Origin of the sequence: Pseudomonas sp. 3MA1 (assembly GCF_029237275.1) — a bacterium.
In the GTDB taxonomy this organism is placed as follows: Bacteria; Pseudomonadota; Gammaproteobacteria; order Pseudomonadales; family Pseudomonadaceae; genus Aquipseudomonas; species Aquipseudomonas fluorescens_AP.
In genome coordinates this window covers 486,001-512,853 of the sequence record NZ_JAACFX010000001.1, presented here as the reverse complement: position 1 = coordinate 512,853, position 26,853 = coordinate 486,001, and the positions used below count along the sequence as shown (strand labels likewise).

At 63.4% G+C, this 26,853-nt stretch carries 23 protein-coding genes; 7 read left to right on the top strand and 16 right to left on the bottom strand.

Going from position 1 to position 26,853, the window contains the following annotated elements:
- Positions 1–40: 40 nt before the first annotated feature.
- Positions 41–1,363, top strand: a complete 1,323-nt coding sequence (locus tag GWQ44_RS02435) for a putative porin (protein WP_016964976.1) — start codon at positions 41–43, stop codon at positions 1,361–1,363.
- 135 nt (positions 1,364–1,498) lie between these two features.
- Here the strand turns inward: GWQ44_RS02435 and GWQ44_RS02430 are convergent, their stop codons facing one another.
- The 5 genes from GWQ44_RS02430 to aceK form a co-directional block, all read right to left on the bottom strand.
- Entirely contained in the window at positions 1,499–1,732 is a 234-nt protein-coding gene (locus GWQ44_RS02430) for a zf-HC2 domain-containing protein (protein WP_016964977.1), read from the bottom strand.
- Positions 1,726–2,340, bottom strand: a complete 615-nt coding sequence (locus tag GWQ44_RS02425; protein ID WP_016964978.1) for an RNA polymerase sigma factor — start codon at positions 2,338–2,340, stop codon at positions 1,726–1,728. The genes GWQ44_RS02430 and GWQ44_RS02425 overlap by 7 nt, the downstream gene beginning before the upstream one ends.
- Before the next feature lie 80 nt (positions 2,341–2,420).
- The gene (locus tag GWQ44_RS02420; protein ID WP_103741187.1) at positions 2,421–3,542 is read right to left on the bottom strand and encodes a beta-ketoacyl-ACP synthase III; all 1,122 of its coding nucleotides are present in this window, start codon (positions 3,540–3,542) and stop codon (positions 2,421–2,423) included.
- A gap of 220 nt (positions 3,543–3,762) precedes the next feature.
- Positions 3,763–7,674, bottom strand: coding sequence for an ATP-dependent RNA helicase HrpA (hrpA, locus tag GWQ44_RS02415; protein ID WP_275926574.1), 3,912 nt, complete (start codon positions 7,672–7,674; stop codon positions 3,763–3,765).
- A gap of 96 nt (positions 7,675–7,770) precedes the next feature.
- Positions 7,771–9,492, bottom strand: a complete 1,722-nt coding sequence (gene aceK / locus GWQ44_RS02410) for a bifunctional isocitrate dehydrogenase kinase/phosphatase (RefSeq protein WP_016966740.1) — start codon at positions 9,490–9,492, stop codon at positions 7,771–7,773.
- Positions 9,493–9,908: 416 nt separating this feature from the next.
- On the opposite strand from aceK, the gene GWQ44_RS02405 reads away from it, so the two are divergent.
- Positions 9,909–11,534 carry a methyl-accepting chemotaxis protein gene (locus GWQ44_RS02405; protein ID WP_275926573.1) on the top strand — a complete coding sequence of 542 codons (1,626 nt, stop codon included), beginning with the start codon at positions 9,909–9,911 and terminating at the stop codon, positions 11,532–11,534.
- A gap of 71 nt (positions 11,535–11,605) precedes the next feature.
- Complete coding sequence (locus GWQ44_RS02400) at positions 11,606–12,499, top strand: DMT family transporter (RefSeq protein WP_275926572.1); 894 nt, start codon at positions 11,606–11,608, stop codon at positions 12,497–12,499.
- 72 nt (positions 12,500–12,571) lie between these two features.
- Here GWQ44_RS02400 and GWQ44_RS02395 read toward each other — a convergent pair whose 3' ends face one another.
- The 4 genes from GWQ44_RS02395 to cysK all read right to left on the bottom strand — a co-directional run bounded on the left by GWQ44_RS02395 (position 12,572) and on the right by cysK (position 16,631).
- Positions 12,572–12,943 (bottom strand): hypothetical protein, encoded by a 372-nt coding sequence (locus GWQ44_RS02395; RefSeq protein WP_016966746.1) that lies wholly within the window; start codon positions 12,941–12,943, stop codon positions 12,572–12,574.
- A 342-nt stretch (positions 12,944–13,285) separates the two neighbouring features.
- On the bottom strand, positions 13,286–14,149 hold the full coding sequence (locus GWQ44_RS02390; protein ID WP_047302528.1) for a DMT family transporter: 864 nt from the start codon (positions 14,147–14,149) through the stop codon (positions 13,286–13,288).
- A gap of 352 nt (positions 14,150–14,501) precedes the next feature.
- The gene (locus GWQ44_RS02385; RefSeq protein ID WP_016966749.1) at positions 14,502–15,440 is read right to left on the bottom strand and encodes an aspartyl/asparaginyl beta-hydroxylase domain-containing protein; all 939 of its coding nucleotides are present in this window, start codon (positions 15,438–15,440) and stop codon (positions 14,502–14,504) included.
- Between the two features lie 216 nt (positions 15,441–15,656).
- Positions 15,657–16,631 carry a cysteine synthase A gene (cysK, locus tag GWQ44_RS02380; protein ID WP_016966751.1) on the bottom strand — a complete coding sequence of 325 codons (975 nt, stop codon included), beginning with the start codon at positions 16,629–16,631 and terminating at the stop codon, positions 15,657–15,659.
- A gap of 127 nt (positions 16,632–16,758) precedes the next feature.
- Between cysK and GWQ44_RS02375 the strand changes: the two genes are divergently transcribed.
- The 3 genes from GWQ44_RS02375 to GWQ44_RS02365 all read left to right on the top strand — a co-directional run bounded on the left by GWQ44_RS02375 (position 16,759) and on the right by GWQ44_RS02365 (position 20,013).
- Entirely contained in the window at positions 16,759–17,835 is a 1,077-nt protein-coding gene (locus GWQ44_RS02375; protein WP_275926571.1) for a DUF748 domain-containing protein, read from the top strand.
- 141 nt (positions 17,836–17,976) lie between these two features.
- Positions 17,977–18,822, top strand: a complete 846-nt coding sequence (locus GWQ44_RS02370; protein WP_016966758.1) for a MoxR family ATPase — start codon at positions 17,977–17,979, stop codon at positions 18,820–18,822.
- A gap of 12 nt (positions 18,823–18,834) precedes the next feature.
- Positions 18,835–20,013 (top strand): VWA domain-containing protein, encoded by a 1,179-nt coding sequence (locus GWQ44_RS02365; protein WP_016966760.1) that lies wholly within the window; start codon positions 18,835–18,837, stop codon positions 20,011–20,013.
- Between the two features lie 72 nt (positions 20,014–20,085).
- Here GWQ44_RS02365 and GWQ44_RS02360 read toward each other — a convergent pair whose 3' ends face one another.
- From GWQ44_RS02360 to GWQ44_RS02345, 4 genes are all read right to left on the bottom strand, one after another.
- A complete protein-coding gene (locus tag GWQ44_RS02360) occupies positions 20,086–21,003 on the bottom strand; it encodes a biotin-dependent carboxyltransferase family protein (RefSeq protein ID WP_275926570.1) in 918 nt (305 codons plus the stop codon).
- Positions 21,000–21,704 carry a 5-oxoprolinase subunit PxpB gene (pxpB, locus tag GWQ44_RS02355; protein WP_275926569.1) on the bottom strand — a complete coding sequence of 235 codons (705 nt, stop codon included), beginning with the start codon at positions 21,702–21,704 and terminating at the stop codon, positions 21,000–21,002. The genes GWQ44_RS02360 and pxpB overlap by 4 nt, the downstream gene beginning before the upstream one ends.
- On the bottom strand, positions 21,701–22,453 hold the full coding sequence (locus GWQ44_RS02350) for a 5-oxoprolinase subunit PxpA (RefSeq protein ID WP_103741182.1): 753 nt from the start codon (positions 22,451–22,453) through the stop codon (positions 21,701–21,703). The genes pxpB and GWQ44_RS02350 overlap by 4 nt, the downstream gene beginning before the upstream one ends.
- A 72-nt stretch (positions 22,454–22,525) precedes the next feature.
- On the bottom strand, positions 22,526–23,809 hold the full coding sequence (locus GWQ44_RS02345) for an MFS transporter (RefSeq protein WP_275926568.1): 1,284 nt from the start codon (positions 23,807–23,809) through the stop codon (positions 22,526–22,528).
- A gap of 137 nt (positions 23,810–23,946) precedes the next feature.
- On the opposite strand from GWQ44_RS02345, the gene GWQ44_RS02340 reads away from it, so the two are divergent.
- Positions 23,947–24,867, top strand: coding sequence for a LysR family transcriptional regulator (locus GWQ44_RS02340; RefSeq protein WP_047302519.1), 921 nt, complete (start codon positions 23,947–23,949; stop codon positions 24,865–24,867).
- A 106-nt stretch (positions 24,868–24,973) separates the two neighbouring features.
- Here the strand turns inward: GWQ44_RS02340 and GWQ44_RS02335 are convergent, their stop codons facing one another.
- Genes GWQ44_RS02335 through GWQ44_RS02325 form a run of 3 tightly spaced genes read right to left on the bottom strand, consistent with a single transcriptional unit; the run spans position 24,974 to position 26,830 of the window.
- On the bottom strand, positions 24,974–25,516 hold the full coding sequence (locus GWQ44_RS02335) for a DUF2937 family protein (RefSeq protein ID WP_016965929.1): 543 nt from the start codon (positions 25,514–25,516) through the stop codon (positions 24,974–24,976).
- A 10-nt stretch (positions 25,517–25,526) separates the two neighbouring features.
- A complete protein-coding gene (locus GWQ44_RS02330; RefSeq protein ID WP_047302515.1) occupies positions 25,527–26,303 on the bottom strand; it encodes a class II glutamine amidotransferase in 777 nt (258 codons plus the stop codon).
- A gap of 32 nt (positions 26,304–26,335) precedes the next feature.
- Positions 26,336–26,830 carry an MFS transporter gene (locus tag GWQ44_RS02325; RefSeq protein ID WP_179597642.1) on the bottom strand — a complete coding sequence of 165 codons (495 nt, stop codon included), beginning with the start codon at positions 26,828–26,830 and terminating at the stop codon, positions 26,336–26,338.
- Between the last annotated feature and the right edge of the window lie 23 nt (positions 26,831–26,853).

Here is a 26,853-nt window from a genome sequence, read left to right as displayed (position 1 = left end):
AGGATGGTTGAGCCATCCACTCTTACCTTCGGAGATTGCTATGCGTCTTGCTTCCACGAAAACCGCGGCAGCCCTGTGTGGCGGCCTGTTACTGGCCATGAGCGTGCCCGCCAGTGCTGCGGTCGACGCCAAACTGCTCGACATGCTCAAGGCCAACGGCTCGATTTCCCAGGCGCAGTACGTTGAACTGCAAGCCGAACTGGCCAAGGATCAGAAGGCCCAGCAAATCGCTCAGCAAGCGCAGCAAGAAACCAACGAACAAGTGGCGGCGGCGGCCAAGAAAGCCAACGAGCTGAGCGCCTTCGACCAGAAGCTGGCCTGGGCGGCCAAGACGCAGTTCAAGGGCGACGTTCGGATCCGCCAGGAAACCGTCAAGATCGATGGCGAAGCCAACAACGGCGGCCGCGACAAGGATCGCCAGCGCATCCGTGCTCGCCTGGGCGCCTACAGCGAGATCAACCCGCAGGTGGACACCGGCATCCGCATCGCCACCGGCGGCGGCGACGATGCCCGCTCCACCAACCAGGACATGGACAACTACTTCGACAAGAAACAGATCTGGCTGGACCTGGGCTATATCGACTATCACCCGGACGCGGTCAAGAACCTGCACGTGATCGGCGGCAAGATGCTGCAACCCTGGGTCAGCATGGGCGACGTGATCTGGGACAGTGACATCAACCCTGAAGGCCTGGCCGTCACCTACAAATACCCACTGGGCGGCAGCGCCGAACTGTTCGGCAGCCTGGGTAACTACACTCTCAAGGACAACGTCGACGGCGAAGGCGTGCAGTTCCGTCACGACCTGCGCCTGACCGCCGGCCAACTGGGTAGCCGCTTCGCCCTCACCGACAACCTGAAGCTGACCCTCGGCGGCAGCGTCTATGCCTACCAGAACGACAAGGACAGCCGTTGCACCGGCACCTCCACCCCTTGCGCCCTGGCGGTCAACGGCAACTCGGCCGACAACCAGTTCCGCCTGTACGAAGGCTTCAGCCAGATCGACATCGGCGGCCTGCCGATGCCGCTGTCGTTCTACGGCCAGTACGTGAAGAACAACGATGCGGTGAACGATCAGGACACCGCCTGGCTGCTGGGCGCCAAGTCGAAGGTCTTCGGCTTCAACCTCGACTACAACTACCGCGACGTGCAGCGCAATGCCGTGGTCGGCGCCTTTACCGACTCCGACTTCGCCAACGGCACCACCGGTTCCCGCGGTCACAAGTTCAAGGTCGGTTACGACATCGACAAGAACTTCGCCCTGGGCGCGACCTACTTCCTGACCAAGGCCGACTACTCCAGCCGCACCCAGCGCGACGCCAATACCAACACCCTGCAACTGGACGCCGAAGCCAAGTTCTAAGCGACCTGCTCGTACACCGCAGACGCTGGGCGTGCCAGCCGCGCACAACGTCTGCCGGGTTTCAACAGTCCGGCGCGGGGCAACGCTCCCCCATCATCCGTTCGTGGTCGCCGCGCCGGCCTGTGTTTTTCCCGCTCAAGCGTCCTTGCTGCGTTGCGTCGCCAGACGCTCGGCCAAGTCATCCAAACCCTCCAGGGGCGGCTCCGGCAACACCCGCAAGGTGGCCTGGAGCAGGCGCATCTGGCGAATGAAACGCCGGCAATTGGGGCAGAACAACAGGTGATGGCGCACCATCAGGCGCTCGCGAAAGCTCAACTGACCATCGAGATAATCGCTGGAACGTGCCACTTGTTCCTTACAGGTCAGCATTGGCCGGTTTCCTCAAAATGCTCCACGGTGGCGAAGACCTTCAGACGTGCCCGATGCAACAGCACCCGGACATTGGAGAGCGTGAGCCCCAAAAGATTACAGATTTCTTCCAGCTCCAGGCCCTGGCGCTCGCGCAGCAGCAGGACGCTGCTTTGCAGTTCCGAGAGGCTGAGCAGGGTGTGTTCCAGGCACTCACGCAGCTCGGACTCGGTCAGCAGGGCTTCGGGGGTGTCTTCGTGCCAGGCGAAAGGCGCCACCAGCCAGTGGCCATCGCTGGAGGAGAAACGCTCATCGCCCACCGTGCCGTGAGGCGCGGGCAGATCATCGAGCAAGACTTCCCGGCGATTCTGTTTATAGCGGCCCTTGGCCGCGTTGGCGGTGATGGTCAGCAGCCAGGTCTTGAGGCTGGAACGCCCCTGAAAGCCCGACAGATTGCGCACCACCGACAGCCAGGCGTCCTGCACCACTTCATCGGCGTGACGATTGCCGACAATCGCGTAAGCCACCGCGCGCATGGCGCTCTGGTAGGTGCTGACCAGTTCCTTGTAAGCCTTTTGTTCGCCCGCCAACAGGCGCTCTAGCAGTTGCGTGTCATCAGCAGCAGCCATTCGTGCCTCGTTCAATCATGCAGGTTTAAGAGGGTGTGACGCGCCAATGCCGCCCGGCGCCACACCCGCATCAGCCTAGATCAACGCTTGCGCAGCAGGACGCTACCGATCGAATAACCGGCGCCGAAGGAGCTGAGCACCGCCAGTGAGCCACTGGCCAGGTCATCCTGGTACTTGTGGAAGGCAATCACCGAGCCGGCCGAACTGGTGTTGGCGTAGGTATCGAGAATCACCGGCGCCTCTTCCACCGAGGCTTCGCGGCCCAGGAGTTTCTTGACGATCAGGTGGTTCATGCTGAGGTTGGCCTGGTGCAGCCAGAAGCGCTTCACGTCGCTGACGTTGAGCTGGTTCTCTTCCAGGTGCGCGGCGATCAGCTCGGCCACCATCGGGCACACGTCGCGGAACACCTTGCGGCCTTCCTGGACGAACAGCTTGTCGCGGGCACCGACACCCTCTTCCGCGGCGCGGTTGAGGAAGCCGAAGTTGTTGCGGATGTTGTTGGAGAACTGGGTCAGCAGCTTGGTGCTGACGATCTCGAACTGGTGCTGAGAGGTGGCCAGGTCGGCGCGCTCGATGATCACCGCGGTGGCGGCGTCGCCGAAGATGAAGTGGCTGTCGCGGTCGCGAAAGTTCAGGTGCCCTGTGCAGACTTCCGGGTTGACCATCAGGATCGCCCGGGCCTGGCCCAGTTGCACGCAGTTGCTGGCGGCCTGGATGCCGAAGGTCGCCGAGGAGCAGGCCACGTTCATGTCGAAACCGAAGCCCTGGATGCCCAGGGCGGCCTGGACTTCGATGGCGATGGCCGGGTAGGCGCGCTGCAGGTTGGAGCAGGCGACGATCACCCCGTCGATGTCGGCGGCGGTCTTGCCGGCCCGCTGCAGGGCCTGTTCGGCGGCGGCCACGGCCATTTGGCAGAGCACCGACCACTCGTCGTTGGAGCGCTCCGGCAGGCGCGGCGTCATGCGCTGCGGATCGAGGATGCCGTCCTTGTCCATGACAAAGCGGCTCTTGATGCCCGAGGCTTTTTCGATGAACGCGGCGTTGGATTCCGTCAGGGCCTGCACTTCACCGCGCTCGATGGCGGCGGCGTTGTCGCTGTTGAACTGATGGACGTAGGCGTTGAAGGACTCCACCAGCTCTTCGTTGGAGATGCTGTTGGCCGGGGTAAACAGGCCGGTGCCGCTGATGACGACGTTATGCACGGTCGTTCCTCTAATGTGTTGAGGCAGAAGGTATTGGCACCGTCGTGCCAAACCGTAAAGGAACGACTCCCGCTGAGGGAGCCGTTCCTGGCATCGCTTTATTCCGATCCGCCCGGGCTGGCTGGGGTGCAGATAACCGGGGCCGGCATTTATGACGGCGAAGTTTGCCATAACCATCGATCTTTCGCCGCAACTGCAAGATCGACGGGGTACGCCTGGGTCAGGCGTCGACCTGGCTCCATTGCTTGCTCAGGCGCTTGTCGGAAATCGGCACCTTGGTCCCCAACTGCTGGGCAAACAGCGACACCCGGTACTCCTCCAGCCACCAGCGGTACAGCTCCAGTTGCGGATCGCGCTTGCCTTCCTGGGCATGTTTCTGCGCCCGGGTCTGGTACTGGCTCCACAGACCGGCCAGCTCGCTGCTCCAGACCCGGTCCTTCTGCACCTGACTGCCGAGTTTCTCGAAACGCAGTTCCACCGCCTTGAGGTAGCGCGGCAGTTCCTTGAGCCACAGGGCCGGGGTTTCCCGGACAAAGCCCGGGTACACCAGATTCGCCAACTGCGACTTGATGTCGTTGAGGGCCACGGCCTGGGCCAGGTCGATCTTGCCCTTGAAGCGTTTTTGCAGGCCGTGCCAGAGCTTGAGGATCTCCAGGGTCAGGCGCGCCAGACGCTCGGCGTGCTCGGTCCAGGCGCCGCGCTTGCGCTCGGCCAGGGACGCCAGCCCCGCGCCATCCCGGGGCAAGCTGGCTTCGCCTTCAAGAATGCAGCTGTCGAGGCTGGCCAGCAGGATGTCCTCCACCAGCGCATCGACCCGGCCCAGTTCGCGGTACAGCAGGCCCAGCTCGGTCAGCCCCGGCAGTTTGCCGCGCAGGAACTTGGCGGGTTCGGCCAGTTGCTGCAACAGCAGGCGCTGCAAGGCACGGCGGTGCTGGAACTCGGCTTCGGCGGCGGTGGAGAAGCGCCCTTCCTTGACCGTACCCGCCTCTTCCACCAGGGCCGGATACACGGTCATCGACAGCCCGGCAATCTTCTGCTGGGTCTTTTCCGCAACGGCGGCGAATACACGGGCTTCCACCGGCTGCTGGCTCTTGGCGGTCTGCGGCACCGCCAGGGCGGCCTGGCTGGCTTCGGCAAAACGCGCGGTCAGTTCGGCCAGGTCACGGCCTTCGCCGAGGAACTTGCCCTGGGCATCGACGATTTCCAGGTTCATCCGCAGGTGGCTTTCCACCTGTTGTTCGGCTTCGCTCCAGGCTTCGTCGCTGACCCGCGCGCCGGTCATGCGCAGCAGCTCGCGGCCCAGGGCCTGGGGCAACGAGCCTTCGGCGAAGACCATGCGCTGCAAGGCCGCCTTGACGAAGTCCGGCACCGGCACGAAGTTCTTGCGCAGGGCCTTGGGCAGGTTGCGCACCAGGGCAATGCACTTGGCCTCGATCAGCCCCGGCACCAGCCATTCCAGGCGTTCGGCGGGCAGTGCCGGCAGCAGCGGCGCCGGCACCCGCAGGGTCACGCCGTCGCGGGGATGGTTGGGTTCGAAGTGATAACTCAGGGCCAGTTCCAGATCGCCGATATGCAGGGTGTCCGGGTACTGCTTGGCGGTGACCTCGCTGGCCTCGCGGGCCAGCACGTCTTCCTCGCGCATGATCAGCAGTTGCGGGTTCTTCTGACTGTGCACCCGATACCAGCTGTCGAAGGTCGCGGTCTGGTGGATCTCCGCCGGCAAACGTGCGTCGTAGAAGGCGAACAGGGTTTCCTCGTCCGCCAGGATGTCGCGGCGCCGGGCCTTGGCTTCCAGGGCGTCGAGTTGCTCCAGCAACTGGGTGTTGGCGCTCAGGCACTTGGCCTTGGACTGGATCTCGCCGCGCACCAGGGCCTCGCGGATAAACAGCTCGCGGGACACCACCGGGTCCACCGGGCCGTAATGCACCGGCCGGCGGCCGACCACGATCAGCCCGAACAGGGTGATCTGCTCGTAGGCCACCACCTGGCCGCGCTTCTTCTCCCAATGGGGCTCGAAGTGGTTCTTCTTCACCAGGTGGCCGGCCAGGGGCTCGATCCAGTCCGGCTCGATCTTGGCCACCATGCGCGCATAGAGCTTGGTGGTTTCCACCAGTTCGGCGGTCATCAGCCATTGCGGGCGCTTCTTGCCCAGGCCCGAGGATGGGTGAATCCAGAAACGCCGCTGGCGGGCACCCAGGTAGTCGCCGTCTTCGGTCTTCTGGCCGATCTGGCTCAGCAGCCCCACCAAGACCGCCTTGTGCAGTTTCGGGTAGTCCGCCGGTTCCTTGTTCAGGCTCAGTTGCAGGTCGCGACAGATCAGGCTCAGTTGCCGGTGCGAGTCGCGCCACTCGCGCAGGCGCAGGTAGTTCAGGAAGTTCTTGCGGCACCAGTTGCGCAACGGGCTGGCGGTGAGGGCCTGGCGCTGCTCTTCGAAACCGCGCCACAGGTTGACCAGCCCGGCGAAGTCCGAGTCCACGTCCTTCCACTGCGCGTGGGCCTGATCAGCGGCCTGCTGACGCTCCGGCGGACGCTCGCGTGGGTCCTGGATCGACATCGCACTGGCGACGATCAGCACTTCCTGCAGGCTGCCGAGCTTGGCCGCTTCCAGCAGCATGCGGCCCATGCGCGGGTCCACCGGCAGGCGCGCCAGTTGCCGGCCCAGCGGCGTCAGCTGGCTGTTGCGGTCCACCGCCGAGAGTTCCTGCAGCAGGTTGAAACCGTCACTGATGGCCTTGCCATCCGGCGGTTCGATAAACGGGAAGGCGGTGATTTCCCCCAGGCGCAGATGGAGCATCTGCAGGATCACCGCCGCCAGGTTGGTACGCAGGATTTCCGGATCGGTGAACTCCGGACGGCCGAGGAAATCCTCCTCGCTGTACAGGCGCACGCAGATCCCCGGCTCGACCCGGCCGCAACGGCCTTTACGCTGGTTGGCGCTGGCCTGGGAAATCGCCTCGATGGGCAGGCGCTGGACCTTGGCCCGGTAGCTGTAGCGACTGATGCGCGCGGTGCCGCTGTCGATCACGTAGCGGATGCCCGGCACGGTCAGCGAGGTTTCCGCGACGTTGGTCGCCAGCACCACACGGCGGCCAGGGTGCGACTGGAAGATGCGCTGCTGTTCCGCCGGCGACAGGCGCGCGTACAGCGGCAGGATCTCGGTGTGCTTGAGCTGGGCCTTGCGCAGCATCTCCGCGGCGTCGCGGATCTCCCGCTCGCCGGGCAGGAACACCAGCACATCCCCGGGGCTGCGCCGCTCGCTGCGCTCGTAGGCGGCGATTTCATCCAGGGTGGCGAGGATCGCCTGATCCACCGTGAGGTCGTCCTCGACCCGGTTGCCCTCCTCGTCCTGCTCCAGGGTCAGCGGGCGATACCAGGTTTCCACCGGGAAGGTGCGGCCGGAGACTTCGACGATCGGCGCGTTATCGAAGTGCTTGGAGAAGCGCTCCAGGTCGATGGTCGCCGAGGTGATGATGACCTTCAGGTCCGGGCGCCGTGGCAGCAGGGTCTTGAGGTAACCGAGGAGGAAGTCGATGTTCAGACTGCGCTCGTGGGCCTCGTCGACGATGATCGTGTCGTAGCGTTCCAGGTAGCGGTCATTCTGGGTTTCCGCCAGCAGGATGCCGTCGGTCATCAGCTTGATCAGGGTGCTGGAGTCGCTCTGATCCTCGAAACGCACCTGATAACCCACCAGCGAACCCAGGGGCGTGGCCAGTTCTTCGGCGACCCGGCTGGCAACACTGCGGGCGGCGATCCGCCGAGGCTGGGTATGGCCGATCAGGCCATGCTGGCCGCGACCGATCTCCAGGCAGATCTTCGGCAACTGGGTGGTTTTGCCCGAGCCGGTCTCGCCGGCAATGATCAGCACCTGATGCTTGAGCAGCGCCTCCTTGATCTCGTCGCGCTTGGCGGCGATCGGCAGGCTGTCGTCGTAGCGAATCGGCGGCACGCTGTCGCGCCGCGCCGTCACCAGATTGCACGACGCCTGCATCCGCTCCAACCACTGGGCGAGCTTGGCCTCGTCGGGCTTCTTGCGCAGCTCAAGCAACTGCCGACGCAAGCGGTGGCGGTCGGCGAGCATGGCGTGATCGAGGTTTTTCAGCAGTTGGTCGATTGCAGGCGATTCGGAAGTCATAGGAAAGCAGCGGCAAGCTTCAAGCGAAAAGCCGCAAGATTAACGCAGCTTTGCGCTTTTAGCTTGCTGCTTGTCACTTACCGCTAGCCGCTGCTTCTATTCGTCCTCCAGGCCTTTGCGCCGGTAAGGAAAGACATCGATGATCTTGCCGGCGCGAATCGCCTCTTGCAGGCCTTTCCAGTAGTCGGCGTTGTACAGCTCGCCATGCAACTGGTCGAACAGCTTGCGCTGGCCGGCATCGGCGAACAGGAACGGCGGGAACTCCTCGGGGAACACATCATGCGGGCCGATGGAGTACCAGGGTTCGGAAGCCATCTCGTCTTCCGGGGTGCGAGGCGCCGGAATGTGGCGGAAGTTGGCTTCGGTGAGAAAGCAGATTTCGTCGTAGTCGTAGAACACCACCCGGCCGTGGCGGGTGACGCCAAAGTTCTTCAGCAGCATGTCGCCGGGGAAGATGTTGGCCGCCGCCAGTTGCTTGATCGCCAGGCCGTAGTCCTCCAGGGCCTCGCGCACCTGATCCGGGTTGGCGTGCTCCAGGTAGAGGTTGAGCGGGGTCATGCGGCGCTCGGTCCAGCAGTGGCGGATCAGCACCGTCTGGTCTTCCACGGCCACCGTGGACGGCGCCACTTCCAGCAGTTCCTCAAGGCAGGCCGGGTCGAACTTGCTCAGGGGAAAGCGGAAATCGGCGAACTCCTGGGTATCGGCCATGCGCCCGACCCGATCCACGCTCTTCACCAGCCGGTATTTCTCGATCACCGTGGCCCGGTCGACGTTTTTCGACGGCGAGAAACGATCCTTGATGATCTTGAACACGGTGTTGAAGCCCGGCAGGGTGAACACGCTCATGACCATGCCGCGTACCCCGGGGGCCATGATGAAGCGGTCATCGGTGCTGGCCAGGTGGTTGATCAGGGCGCGGTAGAACTCCGACTTGCCGTGCTTGTAGAAGCCGATCGAGGTGTACAGCTCGGCGATGTGCTTGCCCGGCAGGATGCGCTTGAGAAAGCCGATGAATTCCGCGGGCACCGGCACGTCCACCATGAAGTACGAGCGGGTGAAGGAGAAGATGATCGAGACATCCGCTTCGTCAGTGATCAGCGCATCGATCTGGATGCCCCGGCCTTCGCGGTGCAGCAAGGGGATCACCAGCGGCCATTGCTCTTCGTGGGTGAAGATGCGTCCCACCAGGTACGCGCCCTTGTTGCGGTAGAGCACCGAGGAAAACAGCTCCAGGGTCAGTTCCGGGTCCTTGCACACCCAGTCCGGCAGGTTCTCCCGCAGTTGCGCTTCCAGGCGCCGCAGGTCCCCCGCCAGATCGGCATAGTCCTCGCTGAAACGGTAGTCGGCGAACACCTGTTCGAGCATCGCCGGCAGGTTGCCCTTGGGGTGGTAGCTGCGGGTCTGCGCGGCCCGGGCCCGGCGCAGGCTGGGCCGGGTGGTGTGGATGAACATGCAGCCGTCGCTGATCAGGTCATGGCTGAACAGGCCGCAAAAGATCGAGTTGTACCAGGTCTCGGACAGCTCATCGTCAAAACGCAGGTCGATCAGGCTGATGTAGGCGCTTTTCACCAGTGGCCACTGGCCGACATCCATCAGCGCATCGTCGCTGAAGGCCTGGTGCAGGCGGGCCACGGTTTCCCCGACCTTTTCCTCATACAGGTTGATCCGCGCCGCCGAGGCTTTCTGCGCCTCCTGCCACTGCGCCTGCTCGAAGCGCTGCCGGGCACCGTCGGTGATCTGGCGAAAGTGCTCGCGGTAGTCGTCGAAGCCATCGAGGATCATTCGAGCGATATCGGCGGCGGGCCATGACTGCGGCATAAGTAGACCTCTGCGGGAATTTGCGATGCCAGAGCTTAGCCAGTGAAACGACCCGAGGAGAAGCGCATTTTTCGCCCAGCCTGCCGCGCCGGGAAATCTTTGCTGACGATTGCCGGCCATTTTTTTAAATCGACCGTTCGGTCAATAAAAAACCTGCGGGTCGGCACCGCCAGGGCTTTATCGATTCATCCGCAGGCCTTCCAGTACGCGGCGTGAGGGCCTCATGCCTTGCGCAAAGCGGTAGCGCAAAAGTTGCTCCCGTTGCCGGAAAACACTCACGACTATCGGGGAAAAGGCTCTATTCAGGGACTTTCAATGTAATAGCACTTTGCCATATAAAGCGCCCACCCTCCCCTAACAACAGCGCTAAATCAGCGAGGGCCGAATGTTTTTTTAATGTTTTCAAGGAGCACATGATGTCGATCAGGAATATTCGAATCGGCTTGCGAGCCAGCCTGAGTTTTACGGTACTGGCCGCTTTGCTGGTGACAGTCGGGCTGTTCTGCCTGGGGCAGATGGCAACCCTGCGCGAAAGTGCAAAAGTCATCGAGGCCTCGTGGATGCCCAGCATCGAGAACATCCATGACAGCGCCGCCAATATCGCCACCATCCGCCTGGAAGCGCTGCGCCTGCTGGTCAATGACCAGCCCCTGAGTCGGGAAAAAAGCAAGCGCATGATCGCCGACGAACGCCTGGAACTGGCCCAACGCCTGGAACAGCACAAGGCCCTGCTGACCAACGAGCAGGAAGCGGCGCTGCTGGCACGGCTGAAAAACGCCATCGACCAGTACACGACCCTTCTGCAAGACATCATCCAGCAGATCGATAGCGGCCTTAAGGAGCAGGCCTACAGCCGACTCAACGCTGAACTGGCTCCCCTGGGCAACCAGCTGGACAGCACCCTGGAAGACCTGATCCAGTTCAACCAGCAAGGCGCCGATACCGCCGCCGAAGAAGCCGCCACGCTCTATGAGCGCTCACAGTGGATCGTCGGCATCATCATCGCCATCGCCCTGGCCAGCACCCTGCTCCTGGCCTGGTTACTGACCCGCAGCATCACCGCGCCCCTGGCCCAGGCCCTGGCGATAGCCCGGACCATCGCTGCCGGCGACCTGACCCAGAACGTCAATGGCCAGGGCCGGGACGAGCCGGCGCAATTGCTGACGGCCCTGGCCGGCATGCAGGACAACCTGCGTTCGACCATCCGCGGCATCGCCGACTCATCGCGGCAGTTGGCCTCGGCCGCCGAGGAAATGAGCTCGGTGATGGAACAGAGCACCCGCGGCCTGCAGTTGCAGAACGATGAAATCGAGCAGGCCGCCACCGCGGTCACGCAAATGAGCGCGGCGGTGGATGAAGTGGCCGGCAACGCCGTCTCCAGCGCCGAAGCCTCCCAAGCCTCGGACCAGGACAGCCGCCACGGGCATCAGCAGGTCAGCCAGACCATCGAGTCGATCCAGCATCTGGTCAGCCAGGTACTGGATGCCTCGGAGCAGGCCCAGGGGCTGGCGTCCCAGGCCCAGGACATCAGCAAAGTGCTGGAGGTGATCCGGGCCATTGCCGGCCAGACCAACCTGCTGGCGCTGAATGCCGCGATCGAGGCGGCCCGGGCTGGCGAGGCCGGCCGCGGTTTCGCCGTGGTGGCCGACGAAGTGCGCTCCCTGGCGCAACGCACCCAGGACTCCACCGAAGAAATCGAACAGATGATCAACCGTATCCAGCACGGCACCGACGCCACCGTCAGCGCCCTGCAGAGCAGCGCCGAACAGGCCGGGCAAACCCTGCAGCAAGCCAACGGCGCCGGCAGCGCGCTGGAGAAGATCACCGGGGCGATCTCGCAGATCAGCCAGCGCAACCTGGTGATCGCCAGTGCCGCCGAGCAGCAGGCCCTGGTGGCCCGGGATGTGGACCGCAGCCTGGTGAACATCCGCGACCTGTCGACCCAGACGGCTGCGGGCGCCACCCAGACCTCCGCCGCCAGCCAGGAACTGTCGCGCCTGGCAGTGGACCTCAATGGGCTGGTGACGCGATTTATCCTGTAGCGGGTGCGATAGGGTTTGCCATGCTCTCAGGCTCTGGGCAAGATCGCCGCCCTTCGATAAAGGAAATTGCCGTGAGACTAGTCGACCTCTTGCGCCTGTTGTCACTGGCCGCCATCTGGGGCGCGAGCTTTTTGTTCATGCGCATCATCGCCCCGGTGCTGGGCAGCGTGCCCACGGCGTTCTTCCGGGTGTCGATCGCCGCGCTCGGGCTCTTGGTCATGCTGGCGCTGATGCGGGTCGACTGGAATTTTCGCGGCAAGCTCAAGACCGTGCTGCTGCTGGGCGTGATCAACTCCGGAATCCCGGCAACCATGTATTCGGTGGCCGCCCAGGTACTGCCCGCCGGCTACTCGGCGATCTTCAACGCCACCACGCCCTTGATGGGGGTGTTGATCGGCGGGCTGTTCTTTCATGAGCGGCTGAGCCTGAGCAAGATCGCCGGCGTCTGCCTGGGTCTGTTCGGCGTCGGCATCCTGACCCGCGCCGGCCCCGTGGCCTTCGACCATGATCTGCTGCTGGGCGCCCTGTCCTGCTTGATGGCCACCACCTGCTACGGCTTTGCCGGGTTCCTCGCCCGGCGCTGGCTGGATCAGGCCGGCGGCCTGGACAGTCGTCTCTCGGCCCTGGGCAGCATGCTCGGGGCCAGCCTGCTGCTGTTGCCGCTGTTCGCCTATAACGCCATCAGCCAGCCGCCGGCCAGTTGGGGTGGCTGGAGCGTGTGGCTGTCGTTGCTGGGCTTGGGGCTGGGCTGCACGGCGTTTGCCTATGTGCTGTATTTCCGTCTGCTCAGCGCCATCGGTCCGGTGCGATCAATGACCGTGACCTTCATGATTCCGCCGTTCGGCGTGTTGTGGGGAGCCTTGCTGCTGGATGAGCCACTGTCCATGGCGCACCTGTATGGCGGTGCGCTGATTGGCGTGGCGCTGTGGCTGGTGCTGCGGCCCACTGCAAGATCTGCGGCCTGAGGCAGCGCCTGGTTCTGATCAGCCTGCGACTCGGTGTGCCCGGGGCTCCGAGTCGCAACGCTGGCGGCGGCCCTATGGAACGCTCAGGGTAATCAGGTAAGTGCCGGAGGTCACCGCCTTGCCGGACTGATCGACGAAGGCGTACTGCTGGTCGTAGTAACGGCCCTGGGAACCACTGTCGGCCAGGAGCTTGAGCTTGACCGCGGAACGATCCACCGCGCTGACACTGGTCCCGACCCGGGTCACATCAATCGCCCCACCCCGTGACCCCTGAGGGCACTGGCGCAGACTCAAGCCGGTGCTGGCAGCGCTGGACGCGCAATTGGACTCGACAATACTGCCGGTAAAGCGGATGACGCCTTGCGCCACGGGAGCAGCGGCGAAGCAACTGCTCGACAGTCCCAAAAGCAAACCGAAAGCGGTTGAAGCGAACGTTACGTTCATACTGACTCTCCTTTGTTTAAGGACTATGTCGTCAGTCTAGGTACCGGCTTTAGTTTTTCAGGTTTGTCTGATGGACTAATTTGGAATACCAACAAAGAAGTCCAAACATCTGGTTATCAAAAGAACCTCTAGGGTTCGCTTCAGTCGCTCATTACGTGCACATGCAAGGTTTGAAATCAGACCTTTACTGACCGGCAAAGAACTACACGACGATAGTGGCATCTAGCCACTATTCTTGCTTATAGTCGATCATTAATTGAATCAATAATGGGCAAAAGCGGCCGAGCATTGCGCTCGGCCGCAGGTCTGGGCAACCACCGCGAAGATCGTCGCCCGCGACTATCAGGCGCTCCGACGGAACACGAAGACCAGGCCGACAATGATCAGGCCCATGCCCATCAGGCTCAGCCAGGCCAGACGATTGCCGAAAAACACAAAGTCCATCAGTGCGGTCACCGCCGGCACCAGATAGAACAGGCTGGTGACATTCACTAGGTTGCCTTGAGCGATCAAGCGGTACAGCAACAGGGTGGCCAGTACCGACACCACCAGAGCCATCCACAGCAGCGCGATCACGAAGCCGGCGCTGTACTCGACGTGAAACGGCTGGAACGGCACGAACAGCGCGCACAGCAGCAGGCCCGCCAGGTACTGCACCGGCAGAGTGCCCAAGGGGTTGTCGGTGATGCGCTTCTGCATGATCGAACCGGCGGTCATGCTGACCAGGGCCAGCAGGCCGCAGAGCATGCCGGAGACGGACATCCCCGCCATCCCGATGCCCTGGTACACCACCATGATCAGCCCGGCGAGCCCCAGGCCGAGGCCGAACAGGCGGCTCCAGGAACGCTGGCGCTCCATCAGCACCACGGTGAGGATCGGCTGCACCCCCATGATGGTGGCCATCACACCGGGGGTGACCTTCAGGTCCAGGGCCAGGAGGTAGAAGATCTGGTAGGCCCCCAGCAGCACCAACCCCGTGGCCATGGCAAAGCCCATGGCCCGGCGTCCCCGGGGCAGCCGCAGCTTGAGCAGGGGCATGAGCAGCAGCAGGCCGATCAAGGCGATGGCAAAGCGCAGCAGCAGGAAGGCAAAGGGCGAAGCGTGGGCCAGCCCCCATTTGGAGAAAATCGCGCCACTGCTCCAGAGCAGGACGAACAGGCTCGTGGAAGCCGCCGCAAGTGCGGACTTTTTGGACATGAGCAACATGAATACCACCTGTAATCAGGCAAGAAGCCAATTCAGCCGAGGCTGAAGTTCAGTAGTGTTTGGTTCAGGCGGGCACAGGGAACAGCAGCGGTTGCTGATCAGCCCGAGAAGCCAACGCCCGGCGGTGATACGACTGCGTACACCGGCGTGCTACTGACAGGTGGGGGGTACTGACCGATCTGCACAGGCTGCTGATTCCCGCACGGCACGACGCCAGCGTTGACCGCTGAAAGCACTACCGCGTTGAGGGGGGAAAAGGCCATGTGCTGATCTTTCTTGAAGGGAAAAAACCATGAGTCGGCTGACTCATCGGGCGCCGAATGTAACCGGCGCCCGATATTCATTGCAAGACTTATCCGAACAGCCACTTCCACAAGACCACCAGCACCAGCACCGCCAGCACCGGGCGCAGAATGCGGTAGAGCTTGGGATTGCGACGCTTCCACTGCTTGACCACGCCACTGAAGCTGTCGCTGAAACGCTTGCTCCAGGCGTAGGCCTGGTTGATCCCGCCGACGCGCTCGTCGTCGAGGTTCTGTGGCGCGGTGGCGCGGCCCAACTGGGCACTGACCCAGCGATTGATGCGGGTCATCAGCGGGCTGCTCAACGGCCGTTCGATGTCGCAGAACAGAATGACCCGGGTGACGTCGGTTTCGTTCTTCACCCAGTGCACATAGGTTTCGTCGAACATCACGTCCTCACCATCGCGCCAGGCGTATTCCTGGCCGTCGACGAAAATACGGCAGGCATCGGAGTTGGGGGTCGACAGGCCCAGGTGATAACGCAGGGAACCGGCAAAGGGATCGCGGTGCGGGTTGAGGTGGCTGCCACCGGGCAGCAGCGCGAACATGGCGCCCTTGACGTTGGGAATCGCGCTCACCAGCTCGACGGTCTTCGGGCACAGCGCCTCGGCCGAAGGCAGCGGCTTGTCGTACCACTTGAGGTAGAAACGCTTCCAGCCCTTCTTGAAGAACGAGCCGAAGCCGGCATCGTTGTTCTTCTCGGCCGCGCGGATATAGCCCTCGTCGAACAGGTGCATGGCCTCTTCGCGGATCACTTCCCAGTTGTCCCGCAGGATGTCCAGCTCGGGGAACTTGCTGCGGTCCAGGTAAGGCTTGGAAGGCACCCCGGAGAACAGGTACATCAAGGCGTTATAGGGGGCGAACAGCGCCGAATGGTTGACGAACTGGCGCAGTACCGGCAGACGCGCCTTGCCGCGCAGATGCACGTAAAGGATGCTGCCGACGAACAGCGACAACACCGCGAACTTGGCGGCAAAGGAAAAGCTCATGCAACGACTCCTTGGAAATAGGCACCTGTGGGGGGAGTGTTCACCCGACCTGGCAGCCGGCAATGATAAACACTCCTGGACCCTGGAAAAACCCGCACGACTCAACATTCAGTGTTAACGGTCGTGCAACAAAGGCGCTTAAGTAGCACAAGCGGCCAGGCCCTTGCCTGATGTGGATCAGCATTCGCAGGCTCGCCGGCGAATGCCTGGGGGGCGTTACTGCTGGTTTTCCTGCTCGGTGAACAGGTCGCTGAACAGCATGCTCGACAGATAGCGCTCGCCGGAGTCCGGCAGGATCACCACGATGGTCTTGCCCTGCATTTCCGGGGTTTCCGCCAGGCGCACCGCTACCGCCATGGCCGCGCCACAGGAAATCCCGCAGAGAATCCCCTCTTCCTGCATCAGGCGCAGGGCCATGGCCTTGGACTCTTCATCGGTCACCAGTTCCACCCGGTCGACCATGGCCAGGTCGAGGTTCTTCGGCACGAAACCGGCGCCGATGCCCTGGATCTTGTGGGGGCTGGGCTTGATCTCGGCACCGGCGAGCTGCTGGCTGATCACCGGCGAAGTCGCCGGCTCCACCGCCACCGAGAGGATCGGCTTGCCCTGGGTCTTCTTGATGTAGCGCGACACGCCGCTGATGGTGCCGCCGGTGCCGACCCCGGCCACCAGCACGTCCACCGCGCCGTCGGTGTCGTTCCAGATTTCCGGACCAGTGGTTTTCTCGTGGATCGCCGGGTTGGCCGGATTATCGAACTGCTGCGGCATGAAGTACTTGGACGGATCGCTGGCGAGGATCTCGGCGGCCTTTTCAATCGCCCCCTTCATGCCCTTGGCCGGCTCGGTCAGCACCAGTTCCGCGCCCAGGGCCTTGAGCACCTTGCGCCGCTCGATGCTCATGGACGCCGGCATGGTCAGCATCAGCTTGTAGCCACGAGCCGCGGCAACGAAGGCCAGGCCGATCCCGGTATTGCCCGAGGTGGGCTCGACGATGGTCATGCCCGGCTTGAGCTTGCCGCTGCTCTCGGCGTCCCAGATCATGTTGGCGCCGATCCGGCACTTCACCGAGTAGCCCGGGTTGCGTCCTTCGATCTTGGCCAGGATGGTCACCCCGCGCGGGGCGATGCGGTTGATCTGCACCAAGGGCGTATTACCGATGGAATGGGCGTTGTCAGCAAAAATTCGGCTCATGGCTGGGTCCTTATGCAGCAGTGAAGAAGCTCCCAAGGGTATGCCTGGTGCCCTTGAGCGTCCAGTCGCGCCGAACGACTGCGATCACAGGCAGTCAATGCCTGTATACGGCCGGAGACTGCTGATCATGAAAGCTCGTTACCGTTGGCCCCTGTGGACCCTGGCAAGCCTGGTGCTGCTGCTGGTAGCCCTGCACATCGCCCTGCCCTACCTGGTGCGCGACTACCTGAATGACAAGCTGGCGGACATGGGCGACTACCGCGGACGCATCAGCGACATCGACCTGGCCCTGTGGCGCGGCGCCTACCGCATCAACGGCCTGGAGATCGTCAAGGTCAGCGGCCAGGTGCCGGTGCCCTTCGTCAAGGCGCCGCTGATCGACCTCTCGGTGAGCTGGCATTCACTTTGGTACGACCACGCCGTGGTGGCCAAGGCGCTGTTCGTCCAGCCGGAGCTGAACTTCGTCGACGGCGGCGCCGACCAGCAGGCCTCGCAGACCGGTGCCGGCACCGACTGGCGGGCGCAGCTGGGCAAGCTGCTGCCCATCACCCTCGACGAGGTGCGGATCGAAGACGGCAAGATCCACTTTCGCAACTTCAGCTCCACGCCGCCGGTGAACATCGGCGCCACCCAGGTCAACGCCAGCTTCTACAACCTGACCAACGTGGTCGATAGCCAGGGCAAGCGCGACGCGCGCTTCGACGGCAAGGCCCTGCTCCAGGACCAGGCCCCGATGGAGAGCAGCGCCACCTTCGACCCCTTGAGCAACTTCGAGAACTTCCAGTTTCGCCTGCGGGCCCGGGATATCGAGCTCAAGCGCTTCAACGACTTCGCCTCGGCCTATGGCAAGTTCGATTTCAACGCCGGGCGCGGCGACGTGGTGATCGAAGCCCAGGCCGAGAAGGGCCAGTTGCACGGCTATATCAAGCCGTTGCTGCGAGACGTTGAAGTCTTCAACTGGCAGCAGGACGTGGAGAACCGCAACAAGAGCATTTTGCGCTCGGTATGGGAGGCCTTGGTGGGGGCCAGCGAAACCCTGCTGAAGAACCAGCGCAAGAACCAGTTCGCCACCCGGGTCGAACTCAGCGGCAGCGTGCATCGGCAAGATATCAGCGCGTTCTCCGCGTTTTTGCAGATTTTACGCAATGGTTTCATCCAGGCTTTCAATGCCCGCTATGAACAGCCCAAGCCCTCGACTGACTGAGTCACCCCGTGACGCTCCATTCAGAGACTGAATGGGGCGTCCACGTTCACAGTCGACCGGGCGCCGCGTTATAGTCGCGCATCGCATCTATTCAACCGACCTGCCCCGGGCAGCTCGCCGTCACCGTTCGAGGAATTGCAGATGAAGTTCGAAGGCACCAGCGCATACGTCGCCACCGATGACCTGAAGCTGGCAGTCAACGCCGCCATCACCCTGGAGCGTCCGCTGCTGGTCAAGGGCGAACCCGGCACCGGCAAGACCATGCTCGCCGAGCAACTGGCCGAATCCTTCGGCGCCAAGCTGATCACCTGGCACATCAAGTCCACCACCAAGGCCCACCAGGGTCTGTACGAGTACGACGCGGTCAGCCGCCTGCGCGACTCGCAGTTGGGGGTGGACAAGGTCCACGACATCCGCAACTACCTGAAGAAGGGCAAGCTCTGGGAAGCCTTCGAATCCGAGGAACGGGTGATCCTCTTGATCGACGAGATCGACAAGGCCGACATCGAGTTCCCCAACGACCTGCTGCAAGAGCTCGACAAGATGGAGTTCTACGTCTACGAAATCGACGAGACCATCAAGGCCAAGCAGCGGCCGATCATCATCATTACCTCCAACAACGAGAAGGAACTGCCGGACGCCTTCCTGCGTCGCTGCTTCTTCCACTACATCGCTTTCCCCGACCGCAGCACCCTGCAGAAGATCGTCGATGTGCATTACCCCGACATCAAGAAGGACCTGGTCAGCGAAGCCCTGGACGTGTTCTTCGACGTGCGCAAGGTGCCGGGCCTGAAGAAGAAGCCCTCGACCTCGGAACTGGTGGACTGGCTCAAGCTCTTGATGGCCGACAACATCGGCGAAGCGGTGCTGCGCGAGCGCGATCCGACCAAGGCCATCCCGCCCCTGGCCGGCGCCCTGGTGAAGAACGAGCAGGATGTGCAGTTGCTCGAACGCCTGGCCTTCATGAGCCGTCGCGGTAGTCGTTAAGAGGCTGATGCCATGTTGCTCAACCTGTTCAATGAAATGCGCGCGGCCAAGGTGCCGGTGTCGGTGCGCGAGCTGCTGGACCTGATCAACGCGCTCAAGCAGCGCGTGATCTTCGCCGACATGGACGAGTTCTACTATCTCGCCCGGGCAATCCTGGTGAAGGACGAACGGCATTTCGACAAATTCGACCGGGCCTTCGGCGCCTACTTCAACGGTCTGGAAAAACTCGACGACCACCTGCAGGCGCTGATCCCCGAGGATTGGCTGCGCAAGGAGTTCGAGCGTTCGCTGACCGATGAAGAGCGGGCACAGATCCAGTCCCTGGGCGGCCTGGACAAGCTCATCGAAGAATTCAAGAAGCGCCTGGAAGAACAGAAGGAACGCCACGCCGGCGGCAACAAATGGATCGGCACCGGCGGCACCAGCCCGTTCGGCTCCGGCGGCTTCAACCCCGAAGGCATTCGCGTCGGCGATGCCGGCAAGCGCCAGGGTAAGGCGGTCAAAGTCTGGGACCAGCGCGAATACAAGAACCTCGACGACTCGGTGGAACTGGGCACCCGCAACATCAAGGTGGCCCTGCGCCGGCTGCGCAAGTTCGCCCGCCAGGGTGCGGCGGAGGAGCTGGACATCGACGGCACCATCGACCACACCGCCCGCGACGCCGGGCTGCTGAACATCCAGATGCGCCCGGAACGGCGCAACAGCATCAAGCTGCTGTTGCTGTTCGACATCGGCGGCTCCATGGATGCCCACGTAAAAATCTGCGAGGAACTGTTCTCGGCCTGCAAGACCGAGTTCAAGCACCTGGAGTACTACTACTTCCACAACTTCATCTATGAGTCGGTGTGGAAGAACAACCTGCGCCGCGGTTCCGAGCGCACCTCGACCCAGGACCTGCTGCACAAGTACGGCGCCGACTACAAAGTGATCTTCGTCGGGGATGCCGCCATGGCGCCCTACGAAATCACCCAGGCCGGCGGCAGCGTCGAGCACTGGAACGAAGAAGCCGGTTATGTGTGGATGCAGCGCTTCATGGAGAAGTACAAGAAGCTCATCTGGATCAACCCCTACCCCAAGGACACCTGGGGCTACACCGCTTCGACCAACATCGTCCGCGAGTTGATCGAAGACCAGATGTACCCGCTGACCTTGCGCGGCCTGGAAGAAGGCATGCGCTTTTTGTCCAAATAAACCCGTTCGCCGGCAAGCCGGCTCCTACAAGACGATGTAGGAGCCAGCTTGCTAGCGAAGCCCTTCAGACACTCACCCGAACCTGCGCAAGAACGCCACCTGCTGCCGATGCGCCATTTCCTGCACCACCGGCGCCAGGCGCACTTCGCTGCCCGGCAGACACTGCGCCAGCCGCGCCAGGGACAAGGGCGTCAACGCCCCCAAGCGCGGATAGCCGCCAATGGTCTGCCGGTCATTGAGCAGGACAATCGGCTGGCCGTCCGGTGGCACCTGGATCGCCCCCAGGGGAATGCCCTCGGAAATCATCGGCGGGCCCTGATACTCCAAGGTCGGCCCGAGCAAGCGCGCGCCCATGCGATCGGCGCGGCTGTCCAGGGTCCAGGTGCTGTTGAAGGCGTCGAACAGGCTCAAGCCGCTAAACCGGCCGATCTGAGCGCCGAGGATCACCTCCAGCGGCGCCGCGGATTGCCAGTCCGGTAACTGCGCAGCCGACAGGCTCTTGAGCGCCCCACCAGTGCCCGAATAACTCAGCACCCCACCCTCGCTCAGCGCCCGGCCGTAACCATCGAGCCCACCCAGGGCTTCGCGCAGCACACTGGCGCAACTGCCCAGGACCTTGGGCGCGTCGAAACCACCCGGCGCCGCCAGATAGGCCCGGGCGCCAAAGAAAGGCTGGGTAAAGCGCAAGCGCTGGCCCTTTTGCAGGATGAAACTGCGCCCCGGGCTCAAGGGCCGCTCATCCACATAAGCCCCAAGATCAGCACCGGCCAGGGCCAGCAGGCAATAGTCCTCGGCCATGAGGCTGAAGCCGCCCAGGGTGATTTCCACCACCGGCGCATCCAGGGCATTGCCCAGCAGCCAGTTGGCCCAGGACATCGACACCCAATCCAGTGCCCCGCCCTGGGTCACGCCCAGATGGCGCACGCCAAAACGCCCGGCATCCTGCAGCAGGCACAGCGGGGTGCTGGCCTCGATCGTCAAGCGGCTCATGCCGGCACCTCCAGCGGCGTGTCATCGCCCCCCAGACGCAGGAACTCGGTCCGCTCCACGGCAGCAAAGCGCACACGGTCCCCCGGCTGCATCAGGCTGTAGCCGTCGCGCTCGCGATCGAACAGGCGGCTCGGGGTACGGCCGATCAGGTTCCAGCCCCCCGGCGATACCACCGGGTAGGCCGCGGTCTGCCGTTCGGCGATCCCCACACTGCCCGCCGCCACCCGCTTGCGCGGGGTGTTCAACCGTGGCGCCGCCAGCGCCTCTTGCACCAGCCCCATAAAGGCGAATCCGGGCGCGAAGCCCAGGGCAAACACTTGATATTCACGCTGGCTGTGACGCTCGATCACCTCCGCCACCGACAACCCGCTGCGCCGGGACAACAGCGCCAGCTCCGGCCCGACACTGAGGTCGTACCACACCGGCAGCACATGTTCGCGCCCGGCCTGAGTGGTACTGGGCGCCAGATCGGTCAAGGCGACCTCGACCCGCTGCCGGGCCTCGGACGGGCTCAGGGCCAGCAGGTCGTAATGCACCATCAGCGTGGTGTAGGACGGCACCAGATCGACCAGCGACTCGCCAAAGGCTTGCCGCAGCCCTTGGGCGGCGGCCAGCATCCAGGGCATGTTGTCCTCGGCGATGACCTCGAACAAGCGCACCATCAGGCAGTCGATGGCGACGACTTCAACCTGTGGTTTCATAGGCCGGACTGCTGGTTCAAGGCCTCGCGAATGCGCTGCACCGCGGCCACCGAACTGGCGTTGTCGCCGTGCACGCACAGGGTGTCGGCCTGCAGCAGCAAGGCACTGCCATCGCTGGCGGTCAGGGTGTCGCCCCGAGCGATGGTCAAGGCTTGCTGGAGGATGGTCTGCGGATCGTGATGCACCGCCCCCGGCAACTGCCGCGACACTAGATGCCCGGCGTTGTCGTAGGCCCGGTCGGCGAAGGCTTCGAACCACAGGGTCACGCCGTATTCATCGCCCAACGCCCGGGCCGCGCTGTTGTCGCGGGTGGCCATGAGCATCAGCGGCAGCTGCGGGTCGTAGGCCGCCACCGCCTGGATCACCGCCCGCAACTGGGCCGGCTTGGCCATCATGTCGTTGTACATCGCGCCATGGGGTTTGACGTAACTGACCCGCGTGCCCTGGGCCCGGCAGATGCCGTCCAGCGCGCCGATCTGGTAGTGCAGCAGGTCCCGAATCTCCTCCGGCGAATAGCTCATGGAGCGGCGGCCGAAACCGGCCAGATCCTGATAGGCCGGGTGGGCGCCGATGCGCACGCCATTGGCCAGGGCCAGGGCCACGGTCTTGCGCATGATGCCCGGGTCGCCGGCATGGAAGCCGCAGGCAATGTTGGCGCAGTCGATAAAGGGCATCACCTCGGCATCCAGGCCCAGGGTCCAGTTGCCAAAGCTTTCGCCGATGTCGCAATTCAATAACAGGCGGCTCATGGTCGGTGCTCCTGTGGTTCTTGTTGTGGGTCAGCTGCAGGGCTGTCGCGCAATGTTCGCGCAGATTATCAGTTAGTGCGCCTCAAGTTCCTTGCCGCGGGTTTCCGGCAGGCTCAGGGCCGCCAGCACCACCACGCCGTAGGACACCGCGGCAAAGCTGCCGATGGCCAGGCTCAGGGGCACGTGCTGGCTGAGCAGGCCGATCAGCAGCGGAAACAGCGCCGCCAGCGCCCGGCCGCTGTTGTAGCAGAAACCCTGGCCGGAACCGCGGATGCGGGTGGGGAACAGCTCGGTGAGGAACGCCCCCATGCCGCTGAAAATACCCGACGCGAAGAAGCCCAGGGGAAAGCCCAGCCAGAGCATCACGGCGTTGCTCACCGGCATTTGCGTGTAAAGCAGGACGATGGTGAAAGAACCGGCGGCGAACAGCACGAAGTTCTTCTTGCGGCCGAGGATGTCCGTCAGGTAGGCGCTGATCACATAGCCCACGTAAGAGCCGGCGATCACCATCGCCAGGTAGCCGCCGGTGCTCAGCACGCTCAGGCCGCGTTCGGTCTTCAGATAGGTCGGCAGCCAGAAGGTGATGGCGTAGTAGCCGCCCTGGGCGCCCGCTGCCAGCAAGGACGCACGCAGGGTGGTGCTGAGGATCCCGGGGGCGAAGATCTCGTAGAACCGCACCGGGTTGCTGGGCAGTTCACGGGCGCGGGTTTCCCGGTAGACCTCGGGATCCTTGACCAGGCGACGGACGAAGATCACGAAGATCGCCGGCAGGATGCCCAGCAGAAACAGCCCGCGCCAGGCGTCTTCCGGCGGCAGCCAGGAGAACAGCAGCGCATAGAGGATCGCCGTCAGGCCCCAGCCCAGCGCCCAGCCGGACTGCACCATGCCCACCGCCTTGCCACGGTTCTTGGCGCGAATCACCTCGCCGATCAGCACCGCGCCGGCGGTCCATTCGCCACCGAAGCCGAAGCCCATCAGGGTCCGGGCGATCAGCAACTGTTCGTAGTTCTGGGCCAGGCCGCAGAGAAAGGTGAAAAAGGCGAACCACAGCACGGTGAGTTGCAGGGTGCGTACCCGGCCGATGCGGTCGGAGAGAATCCCGGCGATCCAGCCTCCCAGGGCGGAGGCCAGCAAGGTGCTGGTATGGATCAGGCCGGCTTCGGCGGAGGTGATGCCCCACAACGCGATCAGGGTCGGGATCACGAAACTGAGCATCTGGGTGTCCATGCCATCCAGGCCATAACCGATCTTGCAACTCCAGAAGGTGCGGCGCTCCTGCTGGTTGATGTCCCGGTACCAGTCAAACGGACCGGCGCGGCGCGGGGCCTTGGCGGCCAGGGTTTCGGGCGCACTCATGGCGATCTCCAGGGTGATTTATTGGTGTTGTTCTGGGCCCAGACGACGCATATCGTGGGTTGGCGCATTCTTCGACGCGGACGCCCGGCGCGTCCAACTAATAAAAACCGCCCCAAGGCATAAGAAAAGTTGATCCCATGAATCTCAAGTTTCTCGAAACTTTCGTCTGGGTGGCGCGGCTCAAGAGCTTCAGCCTCACCGCGGAAAAACTCTTCACCACCCAGGCGGCGATCTCCAGCCGCATCGCGGTGCTGGAAGGCGAACTGGGGGTCAAGTTGTTCCTGCGCGATTCCCGAGGCGTCAGCCTGACCCCGCAAGGACTCAAGGTGCTGGAGCACGCCGAGCAGATGCTCGACACCCTGCACCTGCTGAAACAGTCCATCGAGGCGCCGTCGAGCAAGGTCGGACGGATACGCATCGGGGTCATGGACACGGTGATCCACACCTGGCTCAGCCCCCTGGTGACGGAACTGATGGACCACTATCCGCAAGTGGAAATCGAGCTGGTGGCCGACACCTCGCTGAATCTGTGCGACCAGCTGCAAAAAGGCTTTCTCGACCTGGTGCTGCAGACCGACCTGCTGCGCCAGGAAAGCATCCGCAGCCTGGAAGTGGCCAGCCACCCGGTGGGCTGGATCGCCGCCAGCAATTCGATCTACAACCGTGACTACGCCAGCCTTGCGGAACTGGCCCAGGAGCGGATCATCACCTACTCGAAGAACTCCCTGCCCCACCAGCAAGTGCTAAGCCTGATGCAGGCCAACGGGGTGCTGGCGCCACGGCTCAATTGCGTGAACTCGGTATCGGCCATCACCCGCCTGCTGCGCGACGGCTTCGGCATTGGCGCCCTGCCGCCGGTGCTGGTGCGCGAAGAACTGGCCCGGGGCGAACTGACCCTGCTGGCCATCGACCAGCGCCCGCCCAACCTGCAGGTGGTGGTGTCATGGCGGGTCGGCGTGGAACTGGTGGAGGACATCGTGGAGCTGTGCCAGCGCGTGGTGCAGCGCTACGGGCAGAAGGTCGGCGAGGATCACCTGGTGCTGATCGCCCCCCAGTAAACATCGCCCTCCCCTCTTCGCAGGAGCTGGCTTGCCAGCGAAAGCGATCTGCAGCCAGGCGCAGGACTTGCGGGTCCCTTTGCCGGCAAGCCGGCTCCTACAGAGGTCAGAGGCCCTTGAGGTCGCGCTCTTCGATCGGACGGCTCTGGCGCAGGCGCCGCCCACCCAGGACCACCCAGTCGATCAGGCGGTACAGGCACTCAAGGCCGAAGGACAGCAGCATGGCGCCGCTCATGCCCCAGATCATCGCTTCCGGGGTCAGCAGGATCTGGTAGCTGTAGCCGTCCCAGGTTTCCTTGCGGATCTCAGGATCGGGCGCCAGGGCCACTTGCAGCAGGCGGATGTACCAGGGGCCCTGCATCGCCTGGTATTGCTTGTCCAGGGCCAGCTGGCGATGCAGCAAGCCGCTCAGGCTCTCGGCATCGCTGCGAAACACCGGGTCTTCACTGGCCCGGTAATGGGCCACCAGGGCATTCAGATCGCCCTTGAAGAACTGCTGCGCGGTAGCCTGGAAGCCCCGCAGGCTGTTCTGCGATTCAATCAGGTGGGCTTCCACGCGCTTGGCGTAGTCGCTGATGAAACCCGGCACTTGCACACCGACCAACAGGCCGGCGGCGAACAACACCAGCCGCAGATAACTGAGCAACATAGAGATGTCCTTATTCGGTCTGGCCGTGGCTGACGCATTCACCGCGCCGCCACAGGCTCCATTGGCCCGGCTGATAGCGGGTCCAGGTTTCGTTTTCGGTCAGGGGTTCGGTGGCGATCACCGTCACAACGTCGTTGGGCGTGGTTTCCGCCTGGAAGTCGACGATCACGTCGACATCCTTGAGCCGGGCCGGGCCGAACGGCGCGCGCCGGGTGATCTGCGCCAGCTTGGTGGAGCAGAAGCAGAACAGCCAGTCACCGTCGCTGAGCAGGCCGTTGAACACGCCTTTGCTACGGTATTCGCTGCAGGCCTGGATCAGGATCGGCAGCAGTTGCTCGATCTCCACCGGTTCGGGAAAGGCTGCGCGCACCCGGTTGAGCAAATCGCAGAACGCCGCCTCGCTGTCGGTATCGCCCACCGGGCGATAGAAGCTGGCCTGGGGCTGGAAGTCGGCCAGCTGGCCGTTATGGGCGAAGCACCAGTTGCGGCCCCAGAGTTCGCGGACAAAGGGATGGGTGTTGGCCAGGCAGACCTTGCCGACGTTGGCCTGGCGAATGTGGCCGATCACCACTTCGCTCTTGATCGGATAGCGCTGCACCAGATTGGCCACTTCCGACTCGCAGCTGGCCGCCGGGTCCTGGAACAGGCGCAGGCCACGGCCTTCATAGAAGGCAATGCCCCAACCGTCGCGATGGGGGCCGGTGCGGCCACCCCGCTGCATCAGCCCGGTAAAGCTGAAGACGATATCGGTCGGTACGTTGGCGCTCATGCCCAACAACTCACACATGCTCGGACTCTCGCTTCAATGCCGGGGCCAGGTTACAGACGCGGCTCGACCCGCGTATTCAGGGGAGTGCCCGCGGCAGGCCGACCATAACGGTCGTTGCCGGCACCGCCAAAGGGCTGGTCATCCTCCACTTCGGCGGCCTTGGCCGCGGCTTTCGCCGCTTCGCTACGCTCGCGGCGCTCCCTGGCGGCGCGCTCGATCGGCCAGCGGATCAGCACGAACAGCAGATAGACGCCAAAGGCGATCATGCCGTACATGAACAGATCGGAGACTGCGCGCCAGGCGTTGTTGCCGACCTTGAAGGCGATGTCCAGGGCGGTGATGGCCACCGCCGGGGCAAATTTTTCCTTGACCGGGTCGATGATGGTGGGGCTGAACAACAACACCGCCACCAGTACGCGCAGCGGCTCACGCAGCCAGCGCCACATCCAGCGGGTCAGGCGCATCCACACCAGCAGGCAGCCCAAGGCGGCGAAGGCGTAGAGCCCCCAGGCGATCAGATAGTCGTTCTCGGTCATGGTGTCCATGGCAAGGCAGGCAAAGAGGCGCT

Excerpts from the sequence above, each read along its gene's own strand:
- GWQ44_RS02405 (WP_275926573.1), top strand. The coding sequence starts at position 9,909 with ATGTCGATCAGGAATATTCGAATCGGCTTGCGAGCCAGCCTGAGTTTT.
- GWQ44_RS02360 (WP_275926570.1), bottom strand. The coding sequence starts at position 21,003 with ATGAGCCGCTTGACGATCGAGGCCAGCACCCCGCTGTGCCTGCTGCAG.
- GWQ44_RS02345 (WP_275926568.1), bottom strand. The coding sequence starts at position 23,809 with ATGAGTGCGCCCGAAACCCTGGCCGCCAAGGCCCCGCGCCGCGCCGGT.
- GWQ44_RS02335 (WP_016965929.1), bottom strand. The coding sequence starts at position 25,516 with ATGTTGCTCAGTTATCTGCGGCTGGTGTTGTTCGCCGCCGGCCTGTTG.
- GWQ44_RS02365 (WP_016966760.1), top strand. The coding sequence starts at position 18,835 with ATGTTGCTCAACCTGTTCAATGAAATGCGCGCGGCCAAGGTGCCGGTG.
- pxpB (WP_275926569.1), bottom strand. The coding sequence starts at position 21,704 with ATGAAACCACAGGTTGAAGTCGTCGCCATCGACTGCCTGATGGTGCGC.
- GWQ44_RS02350 (WP_103741182.1), bottom strand. The coding sequence starts at position 22,453 with ATGAGCCGCCTGTTATTGAATTGCGACATCGGCGAAAGCTTTGGCAAC.
- GWQ44_RS02340 (WP_047302519.1), top strand. The coding sequence starts at position 23,947 with ATGAATCTCAAGTTTCTCGAAACTTTCGTCTGGGTGGCGCGGCTCAAG.
- hrpA (WP_275926574.1), bottom strand. The coding sequence starts at position 7,674 with ATGACTTCCGAATCGCCTGCAATCGACCAACTGCTGAAAAACCTCGAT.
- GWQ44_RS02370 (WP_016966758.1), top strand. The coding sequence starts at position 17,977 with ATGAAGTTCGAAGGCACCAGCGCATACGTCGCCACCGATGACCTGAAG.
- GWQ44_RS02375 (WP_275926571.1), top strand. The coding sequence starts at position 16,759 with ATGAAAGCTCGTTACCGTTGGCCCCTGTGGACCCTGGCAAGCCTGGTG.
- GWQ44_RS02390 (WP_047302528.1), bottom strand. The coding sequence starts at position 14,149 with ATGTTGCTCATGTCCAAAAAGTCCGCACTTGCGGCGGCTTCCACGAGC.
- cysK (WP_016966751.1), bottom strand. The coding sequence starts at position 16,631 with ATGAGCCGAATTTTTGCTGACAACGCCCATTCCATCGGTAATACGCCC.
- aceK (WP_016966740.1), bottom strand. The coding sequence starts at position 9,492 with ATGCCGCAGTCATGGCCCGCCGCCGATATCGCTCGAATGATCCTCGAT.
- GWQ44_RS02330 (WP_047302515.1), bottom strand. The coding sequence starts at position 26,303 with ATGTGTGAGTTGTTGGGCATGAGCGCCAACGTACCGACCGATATCGTC.
- GWQ44_RS02385 (WP_016966749.1), bottom strand. The coding sequence starts at position 15,440 with ATGAGCTTTTCCTTTGCCGCCAAGTTCGCGGTGTTGTCGCTGTTCGTC.
- GWQ44_RS02325 (WP_179597642.1), bottom strand. The coding sequence starts at position 26,830 with ATGGACACCATGACCGAGAACGACTATCTGATCGCCTGGGGGCTCTAC.
- GWQ44_RS02435 (WP_016964976.1), top strand. The coding sequence starts at position 41 with ATGCGTCTTGCTTCCACGAAAACCGCGGCAGCCCTGTGTGGCGGCCTG.
- GWQ44_RS02425 (WP_016964978.1), bottom strand. The coding sequence starts at position 2,340 with ATGGCTGCTGCTGATGACACGCAACTGCTAGAGCGCCTGTTGGCGGGC.
- GWQ44_RS02395 (WP_016966746.1), bottom strand. The coding sequence starts at position 12,943 with ATGAACGTAACGTTCGCTTCAACCGCTTTCGGTTTGCTTTTGGGACTG.
- GWQ44_RS02430 (WP_016964977.1), bottom strand. The coding sequence starts at position 1,732 with ATGCTGACCTGTAAGGAACAAGTGGCACGTTCCAGCGATTATCTCGAT.